The 2,648-nt window shown below is 74.7% G+C and carries 1 protein-coding gene and 1 pseudogene; both read left to right on the forward strand.

Translation table 11 applies throughout. The features are described 5' to 3' along the window. Positions 1-1,357: ATP-binding protein (locus FNH04_RS44495; RefSeq protein WP_152791918.1), on the forward strand; the 1,357-nt coding region annotated here is incomplete at its 5' end. Then, positions 1,357-2,379, forward strand: a pseudogene (locus FNH04_RS44500) (RNA repair domain-containing protein); the annotation flags it as partial. The gene FNH04_RS44495 and the pseudogene FNH04_RS44500, both read left to right, overlap by 1 nt. Between the last annotated feature and the right edge of the window lie 269 nt (positions 2,380-2,648).

Raw genomic sequence — 2,648 nt, forward strand, 5'->3', positions numbered from 1 at the left:
GGCCAAGTGGGTGCGAGCCGGGCACGTACGGACGGATACGCACTGGATGTACGCGCCCGTCGTGGAGAACGGGCTGGGCCCGGCCGCCGCGCTGTGGGCGGTGCGGTCCGGTGCCGGTGCCGACGTACCGTCTCTGCTGGCCGCCGTCGGCATGGACGAGGCGGAGCTCCTCACCGGTGACTCCTCGGAGACTGTCGAGTCGACCGTCGGGTCGGCCGTCGGGTCGGCCGTCGGGTCGGCCGTGGCCGAGGTGAGCGCGCGGCTCGACGGGCTGGGGCGGTCGTCGGGGGACGCGCGGCTGGCCGGTGTGCTGGCCGCGCTGCTGCACCGGGGCAGGCGGTCACGGCTGGCGGCTCGGCTCGCGGTGCCACTGGGCATGCCGCTGGCCCGCCGCGTCGCCGATCTGGTCGGCCTGCACTCCGGGCTGCACCGCGCGTTCCCGGACGAGGAGCGCCTCGGCGGGCTGATACGGATGGCCGACGCGGCCGACCTGGGTGTGCTGCACGCGGTCGCGGGCGCCGTCCTGGCCGGGCGTACGGGTACGGAGGCCGCCGAGGCACGTGAACAGGTGGAGTGGTCCGCGCTCAACGCCGACGACGCCGGGCTGCTCGGCCCGGCACCGCTGGAACCGCTGCGCGTCGGCCTGCGCGACGAGTTCGCCGCACTCGACGCGCTCGACGGACTCGATGCGCTCGACTCGCTCGACGGACTCGACGGACTCGACGCCGACGTCGCCGACCGGTGCTGGGCGGAGGTGCGGAAGTACTGTGCCCGGGGGCGGATCGTGAGCGTGGAGGAGGCTCTGGCGGTGAGTCGGCGGTGGCGGTCCGGGGCGTTCCCCCGGCTGAAGTCCGGGGCGTTCCCCCGGCTGATCCACCTGGTCGGGCCGTCCGGCAGCGGCAAGAGCGCCTTCGCCGCGGGACTGCGCGGCGTCGACGCCTCCGTGTCCCTCGACGACCTGCGCCAGGCGCGCGGCTCCCGGGCGGACCAGCGCGCCAACGCGGAAGTGCTGCGGCAGGGCCTGGACCGGCTGGACACCGCGCTGGCCCGCGGCGGCACCGTGGTGTGGGACGCCACTTCCCTCAGTCGGCAGCAGCGTTCCCTGGTGCACGCGGTGGCCCGGCGCCACGACGCCCTGCTCACCCACGCGGTCGTGCTGGTCCGCGAGGAGGAACTGGCCCGGCGCAACACCGTGCGGCCGCATCCGGTGCCACCGGGTGTGCTCGCCGCACAGCTGCGCCGGTTCGACCCGCCGTACCCGGGTCAGGCACACCGCACCTGGTACGTCGGCGCGGGCGGCACCGTCGATGACGTGGCGGGCGTCCTGGAGAGCACCCTGGACGGGGAGGAGGCGTAATGCGTACCAGCGAGGAGATCTACCACCAGGTCCGCTGGGACCCCCGGTTCGACCCCGCGCGCTTCGTGCTGGGCATCCATCAGCGAGGGGCCCCCGCCAAGCGCGTACCGCTGCCCGCCTTCACTCCGGGCGGCGAGATCCCCTGGCACCGGGTGCTGTTCGTCGAGGCGGACGGCGAGTTGGTGTGGGACCGCGCGACGGGCGTGGACCGCGTCGGCAGCTCCGGGGCCGGCCGGGTACGGGAGCCGCGCCGGCTGCGGGCGCCGTTCTTCACCGCCGGGACACCGTACGCGTGGGATCCGGCGAGCGGGTGGCGTCCCGTGGCAGGTACGCGTACAACTCGCGCCGAGCAGGCACCTGCCGGTGCGGGGACGGTGCGCGTCCTCACCTGGAACACCCTGTGGGACCGCTACGACAGCGACCTCATCGACACCGCCGGGCGCCGTCCGCTGCTTCTCGCGGCCCTGGAGGACGCCGACGCCGACGTCATCGCACTGCAGGAGGTCGAGGCGGGACTGCTCGACATGCTGCTACGGGCCCCATGGGTCCGCGCCAGCTACACCCTGGGCACGGATCCGGCGGGGAGGGACATCGACGACACCGGACTGCTGCTGCTCAGCCGGCTGCCTGTACGGGAGGCCGCGCGGCACGCCCTCGGTCCGCACAAGGCGGTCACCGCGTTGGTCGTCGACACCGCCTCCGGGCCGCTCGTGGTGGCCGCCACGCACCTCAGCAGTGATCACTCCGACAACGGTCCGGAGCGGCGGCGCGCCGAACTCGCCCGCCTCGCCGAGGGGCTGGCGGGCGTGGACGGCGACCTGATCCTGCTGGGCGACTTCAACGACGGCGGCGACGGCCCGGACGGACCGGCCGCCGTACTCGGGATGCGTGACGCCTGGACCGCCGTCCACGGGCCCGACGACCACACCCCCACGTTCGACCCGGTCACCAACCCGCTGGCCGCCGTCTCCTCGCTGTCCGGCCGCGTCTCACGGCTGGACCGGGTGCTGGTGCGTGCGGGCGGACCTGCCGGACTCGGCGGACCTGGTGGGACTAGTGGGACTGGCGGGCCTGATGGGACTGGCGGGCATGGCGGGCATGGCGGGCCTGATGGGACTGATGGGGCTGGCGGACGTGGTGGACTGCGCCCGGTCGGTGCGGCTCGCCATCGCCCGCGCCCACTCGGCCACGCACCTCACCCACCAGGCCCTGCGCGACGCCCTCGGCCCGACGGCCGCCCAGGCCGGTTCCGAGAACCAGCCCGGCCGCTTCCGCTTCGACTTCGGTTCAC

The sequence above is a fragment of the Streptomyces phyllanthi genome (assembly GCF_009377205.1).
GTDB classification, from domain to species: Bacteria; Actinomycetota; Actinomycetes; order Streptomycetales; family Streptomycetaceae; genus Streptomyces; species Streptomyces phyllanthi.